The sequence below is a fragment of the Streptomyces sp. NPDC054866 genome, from assembly GCF_053610745.1.
On sequence record NZ_JBSGZA010000011.1, the window covers coordinates 149,478 to 171,712 of the forward strand.

Genomic DNA, 22,235 nt, shown 5'->3' on the forward strand with positions numbered 1-22,235 from the left:
TCGCGCAGTTCCCCGCGCCCCTACGGGGCTCGCCCCCCGTAGTAGGCCTGCCGCATCAACTGCTCCATCTCGGAGAGCATCGGCATGCGCGGGTTGGCAGGCGCGCACTGATCCGCGTACGCGTTCATCGCCTGCTCAGGCAGGGCCGCGATGAAGGCGGCCTCGTCCACGCCCTCCTCGGCGAAGGAGGCGGGGAGACCACACTTGGCGCGCAGTTCCTCGACGGCGGCGGCGTAGGACTCCACCCCCTGCTCAGGGGAAGCCGCCGCAAGGCCCAGCATCCGCGCGATCTCCTGGAACCGCTCCGGAGCCCGGTAGACCTCGGCCTTCGGCCAAGGCGTCGCCTTGGCCGACACCGTGCCGTTGTGCCGGATGACGTGCGGCAGAAGCAGCGCGTTGGTGCGGCCGTGCGAGACGTGGAAGGTGTTGCCGAGGGTGTGCGCCATCGCGTGCACCAGACCCAGGAAGGCGTTGGCGAAGGCCATGCCCGCCACGGTCGAGGCGTTGTGCATCTTCTCGCGCGCCTCGGGGTCGTCGGCCCCGTTCACGACGCACCGCTCCAGGTTCTCGAAGATGAGCTTGATCGCCTGGAGGCAGAGCCCGTCGGTGTAGTCGTTCGCGTACACCGAGACGTACGCCTCGGTGGCGTGGGTCAGCGCGTCGAAGCCGGAGTCGGCGGTGACCGTCGCGGGGAGCTTCATCGGCAGGACCGGGTCGACGATCGCCACGTTCGGGGTGAGCGCGTAGTCGGCGAGGGGGTACTTCTGCGCGGCCTTCGGGTCGGAGATGACCGCGAAGGGAGTCACCTCGCTGCCCGTGCCCGAGGTGGTCGGGACGGCCACCATCTGCGCCTTCTCACCGAGGCCCGGGAACGTGAAGGCCCGCTTGCGGATGTCGAAGAACTTCTCCTTGGTGTCGGCGAACTCGATCTCCGGGTGCTCGTACATCAGCCACATGATCTTGGCCGCGTCCATCGGCGAGCCGCCGCCGAGCCCGATGATCGTGTCCGGCTCGAAGTCCCGCATGCGCGCGGCCCCGGCCCGCACGGTCGCGAGCCCCGGGTTGGGCTCGACGTCGTCGATGACCTGGACGGTGACCGCTTCGGGGCGGGCGGCGAGGATGTCGGTCACCCGCTGGACGAAGCCGAGCGCCGACATCGCCTTGTCCGTCACGATCGAGACCCGCCTGATGCCGTCCATCTCCCCCAGGTAGCGCAGGGAGTTGCGCTCGAAGTAGATCTTCGGCGGGACCTTGAACCACTGCATGTTGTTGTTGCGCCGTCCGATCCGCTTGACGTTGATCAGGTTGACCGCGGAGACGTTGTTGGACACCGAGTTGTGCCCGTAGGAGCCGCAGCCGAGGGTGAGCGAGGGCAGGAAGGCGTTGTAGACGTCGCCGATGCCGCCGAAGGTCGATGGCGCGTTGACGATGACGCGCACCGCCTTGACGCGCCTGCCGAACTCCTCGGCGAGCTCCTCGTCCTCGGTGTGGATGGCGGCGCTGTGGCCAAGACCGTTGAACTCGACCATCCGCGCGGCCAGTTCGAGACCCTGCTCGGTGGATCCGGCCTTGAGGGCAGCGAGGACCGGGGAGAGCTTCTCGCGGGTGAGCGGCTCGCCGTCGCCGACCTCCGCGCACTCGGCGACGATGACCGACGTACCTTCGGGGACCTCGAATCCGGCCTGCTCGGCGATCCACCGCGGCGACCTGCCGACGACGGCCGCGTTCAGCTTCGCGCCCGCGCAGTCGGCGCCGAAGGCCGTCGTCCCGAAGACGAACTCCTCCAGCTTGGTCTTCTCGGCCGCCGTGACGACGTACGCGCCTAGCCGCTCGAACTCCGCGATCCCCGCGTCGTAGATCTCCTCGTCGAGGATCACGGCCTGCTCCGATGCGCAGATCATGCCGTGGTCGAAGGCCTTGGAGAGCACGATGTCGTGCACGGCTCGCCCCAGCTTTCCGCTGCGCGTGACGTACGCGGGTACGTTGCCCGCGCCGACGCCGAGCGCGGGCTTGCCGCAGGAGTAGGCGGACCTGACCATGGCGTTGCCGCCGGTGGCGAGGATGGTGGAGACACCGGGGTGGTTCATGAGCAGCCCTGTGGCCTCCATGGAGGGCTCCTCGATCCACTGCACGCAGTCCGCGGGGGCGCCGGCCTCGATCGCGGCGTCGCGTACGACGCGGGCGGCCTCGGCGGAGCAGCGCTGGGCGCTGGGGTGGAAGGCGAAGATGATCGGGTTGCGGGTCTTCAGGGCGATGAGGGCCTTGAAGAGGGTCGTCGACGTCGGGTTGGTCACCGGGGTCATGGCGCAGACGACGCCGACCGGTTCGGCGATCTCGGTGATGCCGTTCAGTTCGTCGCGGGAGATGACGCCCGCGGTCTTCAGGCCGCGCATCGAGTTGACGACGTGCTCGCAGGCGAAGAGGTTCTTGACGGCCTTGTCCTCGAAGAGCCCGCGGCCCGTCTCCTCGACGGCCAGCCTCGCCAGTTCCCCATGCCGGCTCAGCGCGGCGAGGGAGGCCTTCTTGACGATGTGGTCGACCTGTTCCTGGTCGTACGACGCGAACCGGCCGAGCGCGGTGAGCGCTCCCCTGACCAGTCCGTCCACCATCTCGTTGGCCTCCATGGCGGGGCTCCTTCGGTGAGACCTTTTCGCTTATGCCTCAATTCGACACCCGGGCTTGCCGCTTGAGGGGCGGAGAATGACCTCACCCCGAGGGCCGAAGGTCCCTTTTTTGCCCCCTTTTCTGCACAAAAAAGTCCCACCCCTGCTCTCGCAGGGGTGGGACCGGAACTTCCTGTGAAGCTACCCGCAGGGTCAGCCGATTTCCGCGCCGAAAGCGGAAAGCGCCTCCGGAACAGGCTGGAAGAACGTCTCCCCGCCGGCGCTGCAGTCACCACTGCCGCCCGAGGTGAGGCCGAGCGCGGTGTCACCCGCGAAGAGCGCGCCACCGCTGTCACCGGGCTCGGCACAGACGTCGGTCTGGATGAGTCCGTTGACGACGTCGCCGTTGCCGTAGTTCACGGTGGCGTCGAGACCGGTGACCGAGCCGTCGTGCAGCTTCGTGGTCGAGCCACTGCGCTGCACCTTCTGGCCGACGGTCGCGTCGCCCGCCTTGGTGATGGCCTGCGTCGAGCCGTTGTAGAGGTTCACCTCGCTCGGGTGCGCGGTGTCGCCGCTGTACTTGACGATGCCGTAGTCGTTCTCGGGGAAGCTGGAGCCCGCGTTCTCACCGATGGCCGGGCCGCCCTGCTCCTCCGACCAGCTGGTCACGGCCTCCGTGCAGTGGCCGGCGGTCAGGAAGTGCGGAGCGCCGTCCTTGACCACGTTGAAGCCGAGCGAGCAGCGGCTGCCGCCGCCCCAGATGGCGTCGCCGCCGGCGATGAACGGTTTGAACTCCCCCTTGCTGTGCTGGAGTTCGGCCTTGGAGCCGAGTGCCTTCACGACCGCGCCGAGCTTGTCGAGCTCGGCGCCCTTGACCGTGCGGTCCGCCGTGACGACGACCTTGTTGGTGGCCGGGTCGACCGCCCACGAGGTGCCGGGGATGGATGCCTTGTCGCTGAGCGTCGAGCGGGCGCTCTTCAGCTCCGCGAGGGAGTTCTCGACGATTCTCGCCTTGGCGCCCGCCGACTCCACGGCGTCGGCAGCGCTCTTGTCCAGGACGTTCACGACGAGGTTCTTGGCCTTGGCGTCGTAGTACGTGCCTGCCGCGTCCAGGCCGAGGTCCTTGCCGAGGGACGAGGCGAGCTTTCCGGCCTTCGCGACCGAGAGGGTGTCCGGCGTGGGGGTCGGGGCACTCTCACTCGCGTTCGCAGTCTGGAAGGTGATTCCGGCGGCGATCAGTGCGGTGATGCCCGCACCTGCCACGGCGGCACGTCGCTTGGATATGCGTCGGTGCTTCAACTCACGTCCTCCTGTGGGGGGTCGGCCCGTTCGGTGTGGGGACCTGGGGACCGGAAGGCGTACCGGCACGGAGTCGCACACGCTGCGAAAGCCGCGTCCATGCCAAAGGTTGGGCCCACTATCCCGATACCGCCTGGTAGCACACAAGGTCTACTTCAGGACGCGCACGCGACAATCACCGTGCGCCCCCCGCCTCTTCACCAGCGCCGGTCTCACCACGTCGGTTCCCGGTGCAAACACCGCGTGCGAGCGGATGATCGGCAGCGGGTAAGGACTAGTCCTGTCCGGATCTCGACGCTCCTGGCGCCTCCCGCTCACCGGCTTCCGAATCCGGAGCACCGAAATCCGGCAGCGCGACAGCGGGCGATTCGGTCACGGCGGCGGCGGGCGGACCGGCCGCCGCGACGGGAGACTCAGGCACGGCGGCGGGAGACTCGGGCACGGCGGCGGGCGGCGGCTGCTGCGCCTGTGTGGCCCGTTCCAGGAACCGCAGCAGTTCCACGGGGAAGGGCAGCACGAGGGTCGAGTTCTTCTCGGCGGCGACCGCCACCACGGTCTGGAGCAGCCGCAGCTGGAGCGCGGCCGGCTCCTCCGCCATCTCATGTGCCGCCTGGGCCAGCTTCTTGGAGGCCTGTAGCTCGGCGTCCGCGTTGATCACGCGGGCCCGTCGCTCGCGGTCGGCCTCGGCCTGCCGGGCCATGGACCGTTTCATGGTCTCCGGGAGCGACACGTCCTTGATCTCGACCCGGTCGATCTGCACGCCCCACCCGACCGCGGGAGAGTCGATCATCAACTCCAGGCCTTGGTTGAGCTTCTCGCGGTTGGAGAGCAGATCGTCCAGGTCGCTCTTGCCGATGATCGAGCGCAGGGACGTCTGCGCCATCTGCGAGACCGCGAAGCGGTAGTCCTCCACCTGGACGACGGCCTCGGCGGCATCGATCACCCTGAAGTAGATGACCGCGTCCACGCGCACCGTGACGTTGTCCCGGGTGATGCCGTCCTGCGCCGGGACCGGCATCGTCACGATCTGCATGTTCACCTTACGGAGCCGGTCCACGAACGGCACGACCATCGTGAACCCGGGCCCGCGCACCGAACGCTGCAGCCGCCCGAGCCGGAGCACCACACCCCGTTCGTACTGCTTGACGACACGCGCCGCCGCCATCACATAGACCGCTCCGACAGACCCGACGGCTACTCCCGCCGCCACCAGCTCCTCGACCATGCCGGCCCCCCAGGGTCCGAATTGGGCGTGTTGGGCGTGCACTTCGAAGGTAACGCCGCAGGGCGCACAAAGGGAGACGGGAGACAGGAGAGAGCCCCCGCCCGGACATCTTCCGGACGAGGGCTCTCCTACTGCTGGCTGCGGACTGGTCGTACGTGGATCAGTCGTACGTGGATCAGTAGACGCTCACGCCGTACCGGCTCAGCGCCTCGGTGACCGGCTGGAAGAAGGTCGTGCCGCCCGTGGAGCAGTTGCCGCTGCCGCCCGAGGTGAGGCCAAGGGCCTTGGTCCCCGCGTAGAGCGGGCCGCCGCTGTCGCCGGGTTCGGCGCAGACCGTGGTCTTGATCATGCCGTAGACGATGTCGCCGCCGCCGTAGTTGACGGTCGCGTTCAGGCCGGTGACCCTGCCGCTGTGGGTACCGGTGGTCGAGCCACGCCGGGTGACGGCCTGGTTCAGGGTGGCGTTGCCCGCGCTGGTGATGTCCTGGCTGCCGACCGTGCCCGACTTGGTGATCGAGCCGTTGGTGTACCTGACGATGCCGTAGTCGTTGGTCGGGAAGCTGGAGCCGTGCGTGGTCCCGAGCACCGTGGTCTTCGCGGAGTTGGCCCACCAGGTGCCCGCACCGTCGGTGCAGTGACCGGCGGTGAGGAAGTAGTAGGTGCTGCCGCTGCGGACGTTGAAGCCGAGCGAGCAGCGCCAGCTGGACGCGTAGATCGCGTCGCCGCCGGAGATCAGCTTGCTGAACTTGCCGGGAGTGCGCTCGACCTTGAGGGCGCCCGCGTTGCTGCCCGCCGCCTCCTTGATCTTGGCGATCTCGGCCTTGGAGACGGTGCTGTCGGCGGTGACGACCAGACGGTTCGACGCCTTGTCGACGCTCCATGCGGTGCCTGCGACATCCGCGTCGAGCACCGCGTCGCTCGCCTTGGTGAGCTGCGCCGAGCTGAAGGTGGTGACGTCGTTGGCGTTCGCAGCGGGGACGGCGAGCGCGCCGACGGCCACAAGTCCGGTGGCCACGGCGAGCAGACGAGTACGTCTCGCTATGCCGCTGCGGGGGGTGGTGCGCTTGTTCCTCACTTGTTGTTCCTCCCGAGGGGAAGTCAGTGGGCCCTTGTGGGTTGAGGGCCCGTGAGGCGCAGCCAATGAGCAAAGGGCAAGCCGGATTCCGGATACGCCGTGCTCCTGACAAGCGCTGCTCGGGAGTATTCGGGCCACGGACACCGCGCACAAGGGCGCCTTTCGGCCGTCAGCCGGATACACGACGACCGGCCCCGACGGCTTTCGCTCTCTGTCGTACGCCGTCGGGGCTCTGGGTCATCGGCTCTGCTTCTGACGTGTCAGCGGCCGATGAGGTTCCGCTCCCCCGCCGCGATCTCGGCGGCAAGGGTGTTGCCCGGGGGCGGGAAAGGGCAGATGAAGTGGTCGGCGAAGGCGCACGGAGGAAGGAGCGCGCGGTTGAAGTCCACCGTCGTGCGGCCTTCGGCGTCCGGCGCGGCGGGCCGCAGGAACCGGAACCGGTAGCTGGACACCCCGCTGGTCGCGTCGGCGAACACCGCCCACAATGAGCCGTCACCCTCCACCGACACCTGGAGCGTGTGGTCCTTTCCGGCCAGAGTGAAGGCCAGCTCACCGCCGAGGCCGAGTCCCCGCTCCACCCCGTCCGCGTTGCCGACCCGCACGGTGCGCACCCCGGTTCCGTCGCAGTCGGTGCTCTCGGCGGCGTACGGCGTGAAACGGCCCGGCACCGCCCAGCGCGCGTCGTACGCGGTGGCCTCGATGCCCTGGAAGGCGCGGCGCGTCGCGGACTCCGGGTCGAAGTCGCGTACCGCCCAGAGCCCTTCGCGCCGCAGCACGACCAGGCGGCGTTCGCCGTGCCCGACGCGGGCCGCGCCGACAGGACCGGGGTCGGCGGCGAGCCGGGCCTCGCCGCTGAACAGCTGCCCGTCGAGGGTGAGCCCGTCGCCGGTCTCGGCGGTCAGGACGATCTCGTCGCCCGCCTCGGTCCAGCGCCCGGGGATGTTCGGAAGCGAGCCGTCCGGGTAGTCCGCGAGCCAGTGGGTTCCGGTGAGCGAGAGCGGGCCGTAGGGCGCCGACACCGTCTCGTTCCGCTGCTCGTGCCAGTGCTTCCAGTCGCGTGAAGCGTCCGTCGTCATGTGATCAACCCTTCCATATGTGAACAACCCTTCCATACGGTCGGCTTCTTACGGCTTCGGCAGGCCCTTGGGGTTGATCTGTGACTCCTTCACGGCCTCGCTCTTCAGATCCCAGCGCCCCAGGACCTTGGCGTAACTGCCGTCCTTGATCACGTGGTTGAGCGCCGCCGCGTACGCGTCGACGAGGCCGCTGTCCTTCTTCGTGGTGGCGGCGATCTCGCCCTGGATGTCGGGGCCCCCGCCCGACAGAGTCCCGATGATCTTCGTCTGCCCCGATGACGCGACGTGATAGGCAGCCGTCGGGTTCGGGCCGAGATACGCGTCGATGCGGCCCGACTGGAGGGCCAGGTAGTAGTCGGAGTCCTTCTGGAAGTACTTGATGGCCACCGGCTCGCGCCCGGCCTTCTCGTTCTGCTCGCTCCAGTCGACGAGGATCTTCTCCTGGTTGGTGCCGGAGGAGACCGCGATTGTCCTGCCCGCCACGTCCGCCGGCTTCTTCGCCGTCCAGTCGGCGTCCTTGCGCGCCTCGAAGGCGATGTTGTCGTGGCGGTAGGTCGCGAAGTCGTACTTCTCCTTGCGTTCCTCTGTCACCGTGACGTTCGAGAAGACCCCGTCGAACTTTCCGCTGTCCAGGCCGACGAAGAGGTTCTCCCAGGAGACCTGCTCGAATTTCGGCTGCAGGCCGAGCGTGTCGGCGACCAGGCTCGCGATGTCGACCTCGGAGCCGATCCGCGTCTTGTCGTCGGTGGCGTAGAAGCCGAGGGGCGCGACCGAGTCGGCGCTGCCGCCGAGCCGCAGCGTGCCGCGCTCGCGCACCTTCTCGGGCACGAGCTTCGCTATCGCGTCGACCTTCTTCCCGCGTACGCGGTTCTGGTCGGGCCCGATGTTGATGCCGCCGACCTTCTTGGTGCCGGGCTCGCCGCCGCCGGTCGCGGCGTCGCTGTCCCCGCCGCAGGCGCTCAGCAAGGGCGCGAGAGCCAGGGCGGCGACAGAGACGGAGAGAGTGCGTCGGGAAAACATGCGGGAGCTCCTAGCTAGAGAACCTTGGAAAGAAACGCGCGGGTGCGGTCGTGCCGTGGACGGTCCAGTACGTCGTCGGGGGCGCCCTGCTCGACGATGAGCCCCTCGTCCATGAAGACGACCGTGTCGGCGACCTCACGCGCGAAGCCGATCTCATGGGTGACGACGATCATCGTGGTGCCCTGGCGCGCCAAGTCCTTGATGACGTCGAGGACTTCACCGACCAGTTCGGGGTCGAGCGCGGACGTCGGCTCGTCGAAGAGCAGCAGCTTCGGCTCAAGCGCGAGCGCGCGGGCGATGGCCACGCGCTGCTGCTGTCCCCCGGAGAGCTGCTTGGGGTACGCGTCCGCCTTGTCGGCGAGCCCGACCCGGGCGAGCAGGGTCCCGGCGTGGGCGACGGCTTCCTTGCGCGGGCGCTTCAGCGCCGAGACGGGCGCCTCGACGATGTTCTCCAGGACGGTCAGATGCGGGAAGAGGTTGAAGTTCTGGAAGACGAAGCCGATCCGGGTGCGCTGTTTGAGTACGTCGCGTTCACGCAGCTCGTACAGCTTGTCGCCGGAGCGCCGGTAGCCGACGAGCGCGCCGTCGACGCTGATCCAGCCCTTGTCCACCTTCTCCAGGTGGTTGATGGCGCGCAGGAGCGTGGACTTGCCGGAGCCGGAAGGGCCGAGGATGACGGTGACTTCCCCCTTCCGCACCTCCAGATCGAGGCCCCGCAGTACTTCCAGGGACCCGAAGGACTTGTGTACGGACCGGAGTTCGACCATCGCGCTCATCGCGATGCCCCCTTCGAGAAGTGACGTTCGACGTAGTGCTGGAGGACGGAGAGGGCGCTGGTCAGCAGGACGTACCAGGCGGTGGCGACCATCAGGAGCGGCACGACGCGGCCGTTGCGGCCGTAGATGACCTGCACCTGGTAGAAGAGCTCGCCGATCGCCATCACGGAGACGATCGAGGTGCCCTTGAAGAGGGAGATGATCTCGTTGGCCGCGTTGGGCAGGATCGAGCGCATCGCCTGCGGCAGGATGATGCGGCGGATCTGCCGCAGCCGGGGGATGCCGAGCGCGGCCGCCGCCTCCAACTGCCCGCTGTCGACGGACAGTACGCCCGCGCGCACGATCTCGGCGGCGTACGCGGCCTGGTGCAGGGCGAGTCCGAGTACCGCCGCGCTCATCGCGCCGACGAGCCCCATCGTGTCGAAGGAGAAGAAGCCGGGCCCGAACGGGATCCCGAACTGCAACTCCTTGTAGAGGTAGGCGAGGTTGAACCAGAACAGCAGCTGCACGATGAGCGGGATCGACCGGAACGCCCAGATGTAGGCGAAGGCCACGGCCTTGAGGAAGGGGCTGGCAGAGAGCCGCATGAAGGCGATCACGATGCCGAGCGCGAAGCCGAGAGCCGTTCCGTAGAAGGTGAGCTGGAGGGTGACCCAGACCGCCTCGAGGATCACGTCGGCGGTGAAGAACTCGGCGAACACCTCCCATTCCCAGCCGGAGTTGGTGGCGAGGCCGTGCGCGAACTGGGCCACGAGGACGGCGGTCGCGACGACGGCGGCCCAGCGCCAGGGGTGGCGTACGGGGACCACTTTCAGCGCGCCGAAGTCGTCCTGCGCGATGTCACTGGCCGGCTTCTGTTCCGTCACGCTCATCGGGTGCGCTCCGAACCGCGCGCGTAGTGCCGCTCCACGTAGTACTGGCCGACGCTGAGGAGCGAGGTGATCACGACGTACCAGAGGGTGGCGACCAGGAGCAGCGGGATGACCTGGTAGGTGCGGTGGTAGACGAGCTGCACGGAGTACAGGAGATCCTGCACCGCGATCACGCTGACGATCGACGTGCCCTTGAGCGTGCCGATCAGCATGTTCCCGGCGGGCGGCACGATGGAGCGCATGGCCTGCGGAAGGACGATCCGCCGCCATCTGCGCCACCGGCTGAGCCCGAGCGCCTGCGCGGCCTCGATCTGCCCCCGGTCGACGGAGAGGATGCCGCCGCGCACCACCTCGGCGGCGTACGCGGCCTCGTGCAGGGTGAGCCCGATGACGGCGATGGTGACGGGCCCGAGGAGGTTCACCGTCTTCACGCCGAAGAGGTACGGGTACAGCGCCCCGATGTTGAACCAGAACAGCAGCTGCACCAGGATCGGCATCGACCTGAAGAGCCACACATAGCCCCAACTGACCGCGCGCAGCACGGGGTTGGACGAGAGTCGCCCCATGGCGAGCACCGCGCCGAGCGCGAAGCCGAGCGCCATGACGACGGCGGTCAGCCAGAGCGTGAGCCACAGGCCGCGCAGCACGGAGGCGGAGGTGAAGTAGTCGCCCACCACGGCCCATTGGAACGCGTCGTTACGGACGACCGAGTTGAGGGTGAGCGCGAGGAGCACGAGGACCGCGGCGGCGGCCACCCACTGCCCGGCTCGGCGTTGCGGCACGATGCGCGGGACATCGGGTGGCGGGTCGTGGAGAGGGGCGGTCGCGGCTTTGGCGAGCGTGTCGGAAGACATGGCGAAGGCTCCGTGGATACGGGTGGTGCCTTCACACGGACCGAGCCCCTCAGCACGATCCGCCTTGAGAGTACGGGGCGCTTTCGGCCCGCTGTCAAGGCTGTCCAGGATATGAGCGTTACGTCTCACGGCAGTTGACGCGGAAACGGATGCCTGCTCCACTTGCCCCATGCATCCGCAGCAGTGGCTGGTCACGCGCTCCCACATCGACTTCGGTCGAGTGTGGTCGGCGTCGTGTTCGACGACTCTCTGAGCCGACCCCCTGCGCGCTGAGCCTGCTCCGTTTCCCGGGGCTCTCCCGCCTTGCATCTCCCGTGCGCTTACGCGCCGTTGACCTCGCCTTCACACGCGTACACCGCCGCCGCGCCGCTCTGCGCCGCGACGGCACCCCCTCCCCTCGTACGTCCGCTTCACCCTGCCCTGCTGCCTGATGGAGAACGTCACGCCATGAGCAAGTCCGCGCATTCCGGCGCCCCGCATTCCCGTCGTATCCAGGCGGCCTTCGCCCTGATCACCGCCGCCACTCTCACGCTCACCGCCTGCGGTTCCGGCGGCACCGCCGACACCGCGGGCGGCGCGGCACCCGCGGGCGGGAGCGACAAGGTCCCCACGCGGGACGTGGTCTCCTCGGTCAAGAAGAACGCGGCGGCCGCGAAGCTCCTGCCGGCGGACGTACGCGAGCGGGGCACCCTGAGTCTCGCGACCGCCGTCGGCGGCAGCCCGCCCGGCAATACCTACCTGGAGGACGGCAGGACGATCGTCGGCCAGGACGCCGACTTCGCGGAGGCCGTGGCCAAGGCGCTCGGCCTGAAGCTGAAGCGCGAGGCCGCGAGCTTCGAGGCGATCCTGCCCGCCCTGGACAGCGGGAAGTACGACCTGGGCACCGGCAACTTCGGCGTGACGGAGGAGCGGCGCAGGACCATCGACTTCGTCACGTACATCAACGACGGCCAGGGCTTCGCCGTCCGCGACGACAGCGAGCTGAAGAAGGTCACCGACTTCAGGCAGCTGTGCGGCCTGAACGTGGCGACCGGCGCCGGCACCACCTTCGAGGTCACCCTTGAGGACAACAAGCACGTGTGCGAGGACGCGGGCAAGAAGCCGTACAGCGTGAAGACGTACGCCGAGCAGGGCGCGATCTGGGGCTCGCTCCAGCAGGGCCGCAGCGATGTGGTGATGTCCACGATCAACGGCCTGCGCTACGCGGTCGCCCACCAGGAGGGCCTGAAGTTCCTGGGCGAGTACCACCGTCTCGACGTCGGCTTCGCCTTCAAGAAGGGCACAAGGCTGGCGCCGGCCTTCCGGGCAGCGGTGAACGGGCTGATCAAGGACGGAACGTACGACCGCATCCTGAAGAAGTGGAACACGCAGGGCTCAGCGATCGAGGAGTCCCGGATCTCACCGCCGGAGCGCCCCAAAGGGGCGCGGGGAACTGCGCGACCAGCCCCCACAGACCTGCAGACGAAGCAATAGCCGCCCAGTGCCTAAAGCCCGCAGTCACAGCAAGCGCAGCACTCGCAGCAAGAGCAACACCCGCTGTCACCACAATTGCTACAGCAGCCCTCCCGCTTCTTGCGGGACCAGGGGCCCTCGTACGAATCGGCGCAGCACAGTTTGCAGGTGCAGCAGAGGCCGATGGCGACCGCGCATCCCGCCCAGAAGCCCCGCTTGCCCGGCTTCGGCGGTTGCGGTTCGGACCCGGGCCCGAACCCGCCGGGCCCACCAGGACCACCGGGACCGCCGGGACCACCGGGTGCCCCGCCCCCGTATGGATTGCCGCCCCCATACGGATTGCCGTCTCCGTAGGGTCCGCCCTGCGGAGGCCCGAAGGAACCACCCTGCGGCGGTCCGAAGGAACCGCCCTGATGCGCCGTCACCTCATGTGTGTGCCCGCACGCGTCGGTCCCGAAGGCCCGGTCCACCGAGCGCCCCAGCTCGTGCGCGAGCAGCACATGCGCCAGCTTGCCGTCGGTGAATTCCACCTCGCGCAGTGCCAGGCGTATGCCGTGCAGGGCGTCGTCCGCGAGGCGCCGTGCCTCGGCGAGGCCGGTACCCGTGGCCGTCAGGGGGTTCCACGCACCCGACGCGGCGTCAGCTTCCTTGTCCTCCACGGCATCCAGGAGATGCGCGAGCCTGCCGAAGAGCCGCCCGGCCTCGGCGAGCGGTTCGGCGTTGCCCGGCCTGCCCGCGATGACGGCGGTGTGCGCGAAGGCCGCCGCGGTCGCGGTCTCGGTGGGCTCGGTGACCGTGAGCAGGGAGGTGCCGGGACCCGCCAAGCCCTCGATGCCGACCTGCCGTTCGACGGCGTCGAGCAGGACCGCCGTGTCGAAGCCCACATCAGCACCGGTGCGAGCGCCCGCCCGGTCCCAGCTCCGTGCGACCTTCCGGGCCGCGGCGGCCACCGGCCTGCGCGCCAAGAGGCCGTCCCCGTCGACGACGTGGTCGCGTACCTTCGCCGACGCGAGCACCAGCGAGACCGCGGCGGCGAGCCGTGCTCCCTCGCCCTGCGCGACGGAAGCGGTGCGCATGCCGCGCAGCGGACAGGGTCCCGCGGTGCGGCGCCAGCCGGTGGACTGCTTGGCCTGAGCCTCCGTCAGAACCGAGATGATCAGGCCGTCGTAGTTGGTCACGACGCGGGCGAACTGCCCGTGATCACCGCGAAGGGCGAGGCAGAGACCGCACAGATGCGCCATCCATTGCGTCTTGAGACCCTCACCGAGACGATGGCTGCAGGGCCTGACGATTCCGAACATACGACTCCCCCGAGAGCCCGCTGACGATCAACTCGGGCATCGTATCGAGGGGTCCGTTCACCCGGACGCACTGGTCGTCACCCATACGCCGTGAAGAATCATATTTCACTCACTGTCAGCAGCCGTACACAGCTGGACCCTTGGGGAATCACGCGGAACGGCGTGTTGACTCTGCACCAGTACCGTCACGAAAACCCCGCGCGGCGACTATCCACTTGGCGCACTATCCGCATCATGGACGAACATGGGGATGCGGAACGCAGAAAGCCCGCTGTGAGAGGAGGCGTCCATGGGATCGGTGCGCAAGGCGAGTGCCTGGCTTGGCCTCGTCGACGACAACAACAATGACGAGCGTTACTACGACGGCTACGACGACGACGGGGCCGAGGGGCCCGGCGAAGCCTGGGTGACCGACCCGCGGGTGCGGGTGGTGGCCGAGGCCGCCGAGGAGGAAGGGCGCCGGATCGGGACCGTGACCCCGGACAGTTTCCGGGACGCGCGCGGCATCGGCGAGCTCTTCCGGGACGGTGTCCCGGTCATCATCAACCTCACGTCGATGGAGCCCGGCGACGCCAAGCGCGTCGTGGACTTCGCGGCGGGCCTCACCTTCGGTCTGCGCGGTTCCATCGAGCGCGTGGCGACGCGGGTCTTCCTGCTCACCCCCGCCGACACGCACATCGTCAACGGGGAGGCCACCAGCCGTCCGACGGACGGTTTCTTCAACCAGAGCTAGCGGGCGAGGCCGCTCACCGGAAGGCGTCAAGGCCGGTGAGCGCCTTGCCCAACACGAGTTGATGCATCTCGACGGTGCCCTCATAGGTGAGCACCGATTCGAGATTTGTCGCATGCCGCATCACGGGGTACTCCAGCGAGATCCCGTTCGCACCCAGGATCGTCCGGGACGTGCGGCAGATCTCGATCGCCTCTCGTACGTTGTTGAGCTTGCCGAAGCTGACCTGTTCGGGCCGGAGCCTGCCGGCGTCCAGGCGGCGGCCGAGGTGGTGCGCGAGCAGGATGCCCTTGTGCAGCTCGACCGCCATGTCGGCGAGCTTGGCCTGGGTGAGCTGGAAGCCGCCGATGGGCCTGCCGAACTGCTCGCGGGTCTTGGAGTACTCGACGGCGGCCTCGAAGGAGGAGCGGGCGGCGCCCATGGCTCCCCAGACGATGCCGTAGCGCGCGTGGGAGAGGCAGCTCAGGGGGCCCTTGAGTCCGGTGACCTCGGGAAGCACCGCGTCGGCCGGCAGTCGCACCTCGTCAAGGACCAGCTCACTGGTGACGCTCGCGCGCAGCGACCACTTGTGCTTGATCTCGGGGGCCGAGAAGCCGGGGGTCTCGGTGGGGACGACGAAGCCCCTGATCCCGTCGTCGGTGTGCGCCCAGACCACGGCGACCCCGGCCACGGAGCCGTTGGTGATCCACATCTTGCGTCCGGTGAGCACCCAGTCGGTGCCGTCCTTCTTGGCGAAGGTGCGCATGGACGCCGGGTCGGACCCGTGGTCGGGCTCGGTCAGGCCGAAGCAGCCGATGATCTCGCCCGCGGCCATGCCGGGCAGCCAGCGCTGCTTCTGCTCCTCGGAGCCGAAACGGTGGATGGCGTACATGGCGAGGGAGCCCTGCACGGAGACGAGCGAGCGGATGCCGGAGTCGGCGGCCTCCAGCTCCAGACAGGCGAGCCCGTACTGGACGGAGCTCGCCCCGGCGCAGCCGTAGCCCTCCAGGGACATGCCGAGCGCGCCGATCGAGCCGAGCTCACGGGCGAGCTCACGGATGCCGGGCAGTTCGCCCTTCTCGTACCAGTCGGCGATGTGCGGCATGACGCGGTCGGCGGCCCAGGTGCGGACGGTCTCGCGGATCGCGAGGTCCTCCGGCTCCAGGAGGTCGTCGATGCCGAGGGGGTCGGCGGGGTCGAAGGGCGGCAGAGGGGTGCGGGCACTTGCGGACATGCGGGCCTCCGGCGACACGAAAACTAGCAGTGGTAGTTAGCTACGGTTCGCGCTGACGTTACGACGCAGTGTCCCGCACGTCCATAAGGGCGGGTGGGTGAGGGAATCCCCCCGGCCGAAGGCCGGGATCACGTCAACGGACGGACTCCACAGGAACCCCCGCCTCCCCCCGGGGCGCCGGAACCCCCTGCTCAGGCCGCGCCGCAGGCGCCCCGCACTCCATGGTCCGCGGCAGCTTCAGCGCCATCAGCGCGCCGAGCAGCAGCAGCCCCGCGCTGACCAGCAGGGTCACGTGCAGCCCGTGCACGAAGGACTCGCGCGCGGCGGTGCGCAGCGCCTCGCCCGCCCCGCCACCGAGGCCCGAAGCGACTTCGTACGCCTCACCGAGCGAGTGGCTCGCGGCGGCGCTCTCCCTTGCCGGGACGCCCTGCACGGACGAGAGGCCGGGCGCGTACGCCGCGTTCATGACGCTGCCGAGGAGCGCGATGCCGATGCCGGCGCCCAGCTGGTACGAGGTCTCGCCGATCGCGGCGGCGCCGCCCGCCTGCGACTGGGGCGCCTCGCTGAGCATCGACTCGTACGAACCGAAGAGGGTCGTCTGGAGACCGAGGCCGAGCAGTACGAAGCTGACGAGCAGGAGCGGGTCGTTGGCCTGGTCGCCCATGCCGGTGAGCACCACCACGGCCGCCGCGGTCAGGGTGAAGCCGGAGGCGACCATCGTGCGCGGGCCGAAGCGGTGCAGGAGCTTCGATCCGGCGAGGCCCGCGGCCATCGCGGCGACGGTGAGCGGCACGAGCCGCATGCCGGTCTCCAGCGGGGAGAGGCCGAGCACCAGCTGGAGATACTGCGCGGCGACCAGTTCCAGGCCCACCAGGGCGAGCATCGCGAGCACGATGCAGCCGAGCGAGGTGCTGAACGCGGGCCGCGCGAACATCGACAGGTCTATGAGCGGATGCTCGCGCCGCCGCTGCCTGCGGACGAAGCCGACCAGGAGGGCCGCGCCCAGGAAGAACGACAGGAGGGTGGTCATGCCGAACGGCGACTCTCCGCCGCCCGCCCGCTTCACCGCGAACACGAGCCCGAAGAGACCGGCCGCAGCCATCAGCGCGCCGACCACGTCCCACGGCCCGTTACGGTCGCCCGTCGACTCGGGAAGGAGCCAGCGCCCGATGGGCAGGCTGACCAGCATCAGCGGGATGTTTATCAGGAAGACCGAGCCCCACCAGAAGTGCTCCAGCAGGAAGCCGCCGAGCAGCGGCCCGCCCGCCGCGCCGATTCCGGCCACCGCGCTCCACACACCGATGGCGACGGCGCGCTCACGCCGGTCGGGGAAGACCTGGCGCAGGATCGAGAGCGTCGCGGGCATGATCATCGCGCCGCCGACGCCGAGCAGGGCGCGGGCCGCGATGAGGATCTGGGCGTTGTCGGCCATGGCGGCCACGGCCGATGCCACGCCGAAGAGGGCGTACCCGAGGAGGAGCACCCGTCTGCGGCCCACCCGGTCACCGAGCGTGCCGAAGAGGATGAGCAGCGAGGCGCAGACCAGTGGATAGACGTCCACGATCCACAGCAGCTCGATGCCACCCGGCTTCAGGTCCTCGGTGACGGCGGGCACCGCCACGTGCAGAACGGTGGCGTCGACGGCGACGAGCAGCAGGCTTACGCAGAGAACGACGAGCACCAGCCAGCGGTTGGCGCCGCCCTGCGACCCGGGTACCCGACGGCCGGAAGGAGCGGTGGCCGTGGTTGAACCCGACATGTGCGATACCTCCCAGTGATCCCTCGCATCGGCGGCCCCGCGGGACGTGATCTCCCAGCTGGCGGCAACGAAAGGCGAGTGAGCCGTCAGAGTACGCGAGTTCACGGCTGTGGCGCGTGGCGGACCTCTCACGGTTGCACGGAGACGGTGTGGCATACGCCACGCTGCCCACGCATGGACCACGCCCCCGGCAGGCCCGCCGGTTCCCGGCTGCGCCGATAATCGAGCCCGTGACCGACCTGGATCAACGCCTGCCCCCGCCGTCGTACGGCGCCCGTGCGAGCGCCGCGCTGCGCCGTGCGGCGCCCGCGCTCCTCGCCTACGCGGGGGTGCGCGCCCTGGGGGTCGCGGTGCTCGCGGTGTGGAGCGCGGCGGCGGGCAAGAGCTGGCACACCCTCCTCACCGCCCGCTGGGACTCCCTCTGGTACACCCGCGTCGCCGAGCACGGCTACGGCTGGGAGGTGACGCTCCCGGACGGCAGCGTCCACTCGAACCTCGCGTTCTTCCCGCTGCTGCCCTGGCTGGAGCGCCTCGTCTCGGCGGTCAGCCCCTTGTCGTACGCCGATGCCGGCCTGGTGGTGAGCTGGCTCGCCTCGCTCTGCGCGGCCGGGGGGATCTTCGCGATCGCCGATCACCTCTACGGGCGCCGCGCGGGGATCTGCGCGGTCGCGCTGTGGGCGGTCCTGCCCGTGGGGATCGTGCAGTCGATGGCGTACAGCGAGTCCCTCTTCACGGCGCTCGCGGCCTGGTCGCTGTACGCGGTGCTCACGGGACGCTGGGTGTGGGCGGGCGTGCTCGCCTCCTTCGCGGGGCTGACCCGGCCCGTGGGCGCCGCGGTCGTGGCGGCGCTCTGGGTGACGGCGGCCGTCCACGTCCGCCGGGAGCGCACCGCGGACCGGCGCATGATCCTCGGGGTGGTCCTCGCCCCGCTCGGCGCCGCGGGTTACGTCCTGTGGGTCGGCCACCGCACCGGCGACGGCCTCCTCGGCTATCTCGACGTCCAGGCCGGCTGGGGCAACGGCTTCGACTTCGGCTATGCCTTCGCCCGCTTCATCGGCGAGAAGTTCACCGCCTTCCCGGCGGCCCTCGCGGGGGTCGGCCTGATCGTCGGGGTCGCCCTGGTGGTCTGGCTGTACGTCATCGGCGTACGCCAGAAGCAGCCGCTGCCGCTCCTCGTCTACTGCGGGATCGTCGTGGCGCTCGCCCTGTGCGCCGCGGGCTATTTCGGCTCGAAGCCGCGCCTCCTGCTGCCCGCCTTCCCGCTCCTCCTGCCGATCGCTGTGGCGCTCGGTAGGGTGCGTCCGTCCAGGTCGGCGCTGGTGCTCGGGGGTGTGGCGGCGGCGAGCGCGGTGTACGGGTCGTTCTGGCTGAACGGCTCAGGTCCGCCATGATCGTTTCCGGGCGCCGTGGTGAGCGGACGGCAAAATCCGCGCAAGACCCCGGTGAACGAATTTATAAGGACCATAAAACGGTCGCATCAATGATCAACGAATTCAGTAAGGGGCTCATCTCGGAATAGGGAAACCGCAGGAATAAACCCCCGTCTGAGATCAATGCCACATCACATCGTCATCACAAAGCCACTGATTCGGCCTAGTCCCGCACTCACTCGCTGTAACGTCGATTGGGTGCGTACCGAACGAAACCTCACCCGTCTGGACCGGGTCTTCGCCCGTCTTGACCGGGAGCCGGAACGACCTGCCGGCCTTGATCTGCCGAGGATGAGCAGACACAGGATCGTGCTCTTCAGCGCGACCCTGGCCTTCTACCTCGCCATCGTGGTCGCCGTGCTGACCACGTCGTGGCTGGTGCGGTTCGACTGGCAGGTCATGTTCTTCAGGCCCTACCAGCAGTGGCCCGAGATCCACGCCTTCCTCGACTACTGGGTGGTCCTCGGCCAGCGCGGCCCGACCGCCGTGATGGTCGCGGCCTGGCTGGGCTGGCGCTCCTGGCGTCAGCACACGATCCGCCCGCTCCTGACGTTCGGCGCCGCCCTGCTGCTCCTCAACGTCACGGTCGGCGCCGCCAAGATCGGCATGGGCCGCCTCGGCCCGCACTACGCCACCACGATCGGCGCCAACGAGATGTGGCTCGGTGGCGATATATTCCCTTCGGGCCACACCGCCAACGCCGTCGTGACCTGGGGAATCCTGGCCTACATGGCCTCCACCCCGCGCACCCGCCGCTATCTCTCGGCGCTCTCCGCGGTGGTCTCCCTCAGCGTCGGCCTGACCACCGTCTACCTCGGCACCCACTGGCTGAGCGACGTCTTCCTCGGCTGGGCCGCGGGTCTGCTCGTCCTGCTCGCCCTGCCTTGGGTCGAGCCGCTCATCAACCGCGTCGAGGGCTGGATCTTCAGCCTGCGGGACCTGTGGCGCGCCCGTCGCGCCGGCCTCGCGACCCCGGTCGCCCCGGCTCCGGCGAGGGTGCCGCGGCCCACCCCCGCACCGGCCGACGAGCCCCCGCTGCGCGAGCCGGTCGGCGCCTCCCGTCCCGCCCGCGCCCCGGCCTACCTCGCGCCGGGCCCGCACACACCGCGCTCCGAGCGCAGCCCGGTCACCCCCGCGGGCAGCCGCCGCCCGCCGCACTCCGAGCGCGCCTCACGCGCCGCCACGTCGCCACGGCCGGTGGCGGGCGGCTAGCCCCGAAGACAGCGGGGGTCGGTACGCACAACCCATCCCCCGCATCGCGAAGGCCCCGGTTCCGTCCAGGAACCGGGGCCTTTCGCCGTGCCGTGGTCAGTGGCCAGTGGTCCGTGGTCACGCCTTGCCGAGGGTCAGCCCTTCCAGCAGCGGATCACGACGCCTTCCTTGACCTCGAAGTTGAGCCGCCCCGCGAGGTACTCCATGGTGATGATCGCGCCCGGCGGCAACGACCTGACGGTGGACCAGCCGCGCTCGCGGGCCTGCCGCTCGGCGCCCTCGGCCGAGAGGCCGACGTAGGCGTCCAAGGTGTCCTGGGGTTCGGCGGGAGGGGTCGGAATAGGTGCCATGGCCGCCACGTTAGGCGCCGCGGCCCGGCCGGGGAAGGCCGTAGCCGGACACCATGCGTCACCGGTCCCCCTCCGGTCACGCTTTTGTCACAGGATCACGACGTGCGTTTCGCCTTAACTCCGTCACACGTACGGGCGGTTCCGAAGTTGTTCCGACGCCATTCCTGGATTTCCCGCGAGCTACCTGAGAGCGTCTCGGTACCACTGAAATAGCACGGCGGACAGAGTGCCGAGTTGCCTTTACATACCCTCCTCATTTCTGAATCCAGGGTGCTCGACGAGATGTGACGACGCATAGGGAATTCGAGGTTCCGGCACAGCGGGCCCGTACGCCCCCTGTCGGATCCGGGTGTGACGCGAGCATCATGGCGGGTGCTTCGAGCAGGACCGGCGGCGTGACGGCGAAGGGGCGAGCGATGGGGACTGAGACCGCGACCGCGGCGGCACCGCCGGCCTTGCGGAAGACTCCGGGCCGGATCCTCGTGGACTGGCTGACCACCACCGACCACAAGAAGATCGGTCACCTGTACCTGGTCACGTCCTTCGTGTTCTTCCTCGCCGCGGGGCTGATGGCCCTGATGATGCGGGCCGAACTCGCCCGTCCCGGGCTACAGCTGATGACGAACGAGGAGTTCAACCAGGCGTTCACCATGCACGGCACGATCATGCTGCTGCTGTTCGCGACGCCGACCTTCGCCGGCTTCGCCAACGAGATCATGCCGCTCCAGATCGGCGCGCCCGACGTGGCCTTCCCGCGGCTCAACATGCTCTCCTACTGGCTGTTCCTCTTCGGCGGCCTGATGGTGCTCGGCTCGCTCCTGGTGCCCAGCGGCCCGGCCGACTTCGGCTGGTTCGCCTACGCGCCGCTCAACAGCATGGAGCGGTCACCGGGGATCGGCGCCGACCTGTGGATCATGGGGCTCGCACTCTCCGGGTTCGGCACGATCCTCGGCTCGGTGAACTTCCTGACGACCATCATCGGGATGCGCGCCCCCGGGATGACGATGTTCCGGATGCCCGTCTTCACCTGGAATGTCCTGTTCACTTCGATCCTGGTGCTGCTCGCGTTCCCCGTGCTCGCCGCCGCGCTGCTCGTCCTGGAGGCGGACCGGCGCTTCGGCTCCATGGTCTTCGCCCCGGAGAACGGAGGCGCGCTCCTGTGGCAGCACCTCTTCTGGTTCTTCGGGCATCCCGAGGTCTACATCATCGCGCTGCCGTTCTTCGGGATCATCTCCGAGATCATCCCGGTGTTCAGCAGGAAGCCGATCTTCGGCTATCTGCCCCTGATCGGCGCGACGATGGCCATCACCGGGCTCTCCGTCGTCGTGTGGGCGCACCACATGTTCGCGACGGGCGCGGTGCTGCTGCCCTTCTTCTCCTTCATGTCCTTCCTCATCGCGGTCCCCACGGGCGTGAAGTTCTTCAACTGGACGGGGACGATGCTCAAGGGCTCGCTGTCGTTCGAGACACCGATGCTGTGGTCGATCGGCTTCCTCGTGAGCTTCCTCTTCGGCGGGCTCACCGGCGTGATCCTGGCCTCGCCGCCCCTCGACTTCCACGTCACCGACTCGTACTTCGTCGTGGCGCACTTCCACTACGTCGTGTTCGGCACCGTCGTCTTCGCGACCTTCGGCGGCTTCTACTTCTGGTGGCCGAAGTTCACCGGGAAGATGCTCGACGAGACGCTCGGCAAGATCCACTTCTGGACGCTCTTCGTCGGCTTCCACGTGACGTTCCTCGTCCAGCACTGGCTGGGCGCGGAGGGCATGCCACGGCGTTACGCGGACTATCTGGCCGCGGACGGCTTCACGGCGCTCAACACCATCTCGTCCATCGGGGCGTTCCTGCTCGGCATGTCCACGCTGCCGTTCCTCTACAACGTCTGGAAGACCGCCAAGTACGGCAAGAAGATCGACGTCGACGACCCCTGGGGATACGGCCGCTCCCTGGAGTGGGCCACCCCCTGCCCGGTGCCGCGCCACAACTTC

17 protein-coding genes and 1 pseudogene are annotated in these 22,235 nt (G+C 68.9%); 5 read left to right on the plus strand and 13 right to left on the minus strand.

What is annotated here, in order from left to right:
* Positions 1-20 precede the first annotated feature (20 nt).
* From adhE to ACWGI2_RS38570, 9 genes are all read right to left on the minus strand, one after another.
* Complete coding sequence (gene adhE, locus ACWGI2_RS38530; RefSeq protein WP_453700535.1) at positions 21-2,624, minus strand: bifunctional acetaldehyde-CoA/alcohol dehydrogenase; 2,604 nt, start codon at positions 2,622-2,624, stop codon at positions 21-23.
* 192 nt (positions 2,625-2,816) lie between these two features.
* Positions 2,817-3,902 (minus strand): S1 family peptidase, encoded by a 1,086-nt coding sequence (locus tag ACWGI2_RS38535; protein WP_453700537.1) that lies wholly within the window; start codon positions 3,900-3,902, stop codon positions 2,817-2,819.
* Positions 3,903-4,176: 274 nt separating this feature from the next.
* Positions 4,177-5,127 (minus strand): slipin family protein, encoded by a 951-nt coding sequence (locus ACWGI2_RS38540; protein WP_453700539.1) that lies wholly within the window; start codon positions 5,125-5,127, stop codon positions 4,177-4,179.
* 175 nt (positions 5,128-5,302) lie between these two features.
* Entirely contained in the window at positions 5,303-6,202 is a 900-nt protein-coding gene (locus ACWGI2_RS38545; protein WP_453399276.1) for a S1 family peptidase, read from the minus strand.
* A 260-nt stretch (positions 6,203-6,462) separates the two neighbouring features.
* A complete protein-coding gene (locus ACWGI2_RS38550; RefSeq protein WP_453700541.1) occupies positions 6,463-7,278 on the minus strand; it encodes a DUF1684 domain-containing protein in 816 nt (271 codons plus the stop codon).
* Positions 7,279-7,326: 48 nt separating this feature from the next.
* The gene (locus ACWGI2_RS38555) at positions 7,327-8,298 is read right to left on the minus strand and encodes an ABC transporter substrate-binding protein (protein ID WP_453399274.1); all 972 of its coding nucleotides are present in this window, start codon (positions 8,296-8,298) and stop codon (positions 7,327-7,329) included.
* Between the two features lie 14 nt (positions 8,299-8,312).
* Complete coding sequence (locus ACWGI2_RS38560) at positions 8,313-9,074, minus strand: amino acid ABC transporter ATP-binding protein (RefSeq protein WP_160504172.1); 762 nt, start codon at positions 9,072-9,074, stop codon at positions 8,313-8,315.
* Positions 9,071-9,946, minus strand: coding sequence for an amino acid ABC transporter permease (locus tag ACWGI2_RS38565; RefSeq protein ID WP_453700543.1), 876 nt, complete (start codon positions 9,944-9,946; stop codon positions 9,071-9,073). The genes ACWGI2_RS38560 and ACWGI2_RS38565 overlap by 4 nt, the downstream gene beginning before the upstream one ends.
* Positions 9,943-10,800: an amino acid ABC transporter permease gene (locus tag ACWGI2_RS38570; RefSeq protein ID WP_453700545.1), complete on the minus strand. Its 858-nt coding sequence runs from the start codon at positions 10,798-10,800 to the stop codon at positions 9,943-9,945. Before ACWGI2_RS38570 ends, ACWGI2_RS38565 begins: the two co-directional genes overlap by 4 nt.
* Before the next feature lie 447 nt (positions 10,801-11,247).
* On the opposite strand from ACWGI2_RS38570, the gene ACWGI2_RS38575 reads away from it, so the two are divergent.
* Positions 11,248-12,273 (plus strand): ABC transporter substrate-binding protein, encoded by a 1,026-nt coding sequence (locus ACWGI2_RS38575; protein ID WP_453700547.1) that lies wholly within the window; start codon positions 11,248-11,250, stop codon positions 12,271-12,273.
* An 11-nt stretch (positions 12,274-12,284) separates the two neighbouring features.
* Here the strand turns inward: ACWGI2_RS38575 and ACWGI2_RS38580 are convergent, their stop codons facing one another.
* A complete protein-coding gene (locus ACWGI2_RS38580) occupies positions 12,285-13,553 on the minus strand; it encodes a DUF5685 family protein (RefSeq protein ID WP_453700549.1) in 1,269 nt (422 codons plus the stop codon).
* Between the two features lie 289 nt (positions 13,554-13,842).
* On the opposite strand from ACWGI2_RS38580, the gene ACWGI2_RS38585 reads away from it, so the two are divergent.
* Positions 13,843-14,286 (plus strand): cell division protein SepF, encoded by a 444-nt coding sequence (locus ACWGI2_RS38585; protein ID WP_160504177.1) that lies wholly within the window; start codon positions 13,843-13,845, stop codon positions 14,284-14,286.
* A 13-nt stretch (positions 14,287-14,299) separates the two neighbouring features.
* Here the strand turns inward: ACWGI2_RS38585 and ACWGI2_RS38590 are convergent, their stop codons facing one another.
* On the minus strand, positions 14,300-15,496 hold the full coding sequence (locus ACWGI2_RS38590) for an acyl-CoA dehydrogenase family protein (protein ID WP_160504178.1): 1,197 nt from the start codon (positions 15,494-15,496) through the stop codon (positions 14,300-14,302).
* A 133-nt stretch (positions 15,497-15,629) separates the two neighbouring features.
* Positions 15,630-17,255 carry an MFS transporter gene (locus ACWGI2_RS38595; protein ID WP_453700551.1) on the minus strand — a complete coding sequence of 542 codons (1,626 nt, stop codon included), beginning with the start codon at positions 17,253-17,255 and terminating at the stop codon, positions 15,630-15,632.
* A gap of 230 nt (positions 17,256-17,485) precedes the next feature.
* Here ACWGI2_RS38595 and ACWGI2_RS38600 point away from each other — a divergent pair, with 230 nt between their 5' ends.
* Positions 17,486-18,646 (plus strand): glycosyltransferase family 39 protein, encoded by a 1,161-nt coding sequence (locus ACWGI2_RS38600; RefSeq protein WP_453700552.1) that lies wholly within the window; start codon positions 17,486-17,488, stop codon positions 18,644-18,646.
* 237 nt (positions 18,647-18,883) lie between these two features.
* Positions 18,884-19,897, plus strand: coding sequence for a phosphatase PAP2 family protein (locus ACWGI2_RS38605; RefSeq protein WP_453700554.1), 1,014 nt, complete (start codon positions 18,884-18,886; stop codon positions 19,895-19,897).
* 134 nt (positions 19,898-20,031) lie between these two features.
* Here ACWGI2_RS38605 and ACWGI2_RS38610 read toward each other — a convergent pair whose 3' ends face one another.
* Positions 20,032-20,247 carry an I78 family peptidase inhibitor gene (locus ACWGI2_RS38610; RefSeq protein ID WP_453399264.1) on the minus strand — a complete coding sequence of 72 codons (216 nt, stop codon included), beginning with the start codon at positions 20,245-20,247 and terminating at the stop codon, positions 20,032-20,034.
* Between the two features lie 416 nt (positions 20,248-20,663).
* On the opposite strand from ACWGI2_RS38610, the pseudogene ctaD reads away from it, so the two are divergent.
* Positions 20,664-22,235, plus strand: a pseudogene (gene ctaD, locus ACWGI2_RS38615) (aa3-type cytochrome oxidase subunit I); the annotation flags it as partial.